Annotated in this window: 1 pseudogene; it reads right to left on the bottom strand. The window is 66.5% G+C overall.

Annotated features, from left to right (window positions below):
- A pseudogene (locus VZP09_RS03920) lies at positions 1 to 494 on the bottom strand (sodium-extruding oxaloacetate decarboxylase subunit alpha); the annotation flags it as partial.
- Positions 495 to 525 lie beyond the last annotated feature (31 nt).

The raw sequence follows: 525 nt of genomic DNA, 5'->3' as shown, positions 1-525 counted from the left end.
ATGCTCTCCAGCCTGTGGATGTTGAGGCCGGTGTCGTACGGCGTGCCGGCGAGGGTGGCCACCAGCGCCTCGGTGGCCGGGTGGCCATAGGTGGCGCTCATCGAGGAGATGGCGGTATCGACGCCGTCGACGCCGGCTTCAATGGCCTTCAGCAGGGCCATCTCCGCCATCCCGGTGGTGGCATGGCAGTGCAGGTGCAGGGTGACGTCATAGCGCTTCTTGATTTCACTGACCAGCTCAAAGGCGGCATGCGGGGTGAGGATGCCGGACATGTCCTTGATGGCGACGGAGTCAACGCCGGTCTCCAGCAGCTGTTCGGTGAGGTCGAGCCAGGTCTGCAGGGTGTGCGCCGGGCTGGTGGTGTACGAAAGCGTACCCTGGGCGTGGGCGCCGTGGCGGCGGACCGCCTGCAGGGCGGCCTGCATGTTGCGCGGGTCGTTCATGGCATCGAAGACGCGGAAGACGTCCATGCCGTTTTTGACGGCGCGCTCCACGNAGCGCTCCACCNCGTCGTCGGCGTAGTGG

This window comes from Klebsiella sp. EMBS2024 (genome assembly GCF_036233805.1).
Taxonomy (GTDB): Bacteria; Pseudomonadota; Gammaproteobacteria; order Enterobacterales; family Enterobacteriaceae; genus Klebsiella; species Klebsiella pneumoniae.
Note: the sequence above shows the minus strand (reverse complement) of the source record. Positions and strands in the feature narration are given on the sequence as shown.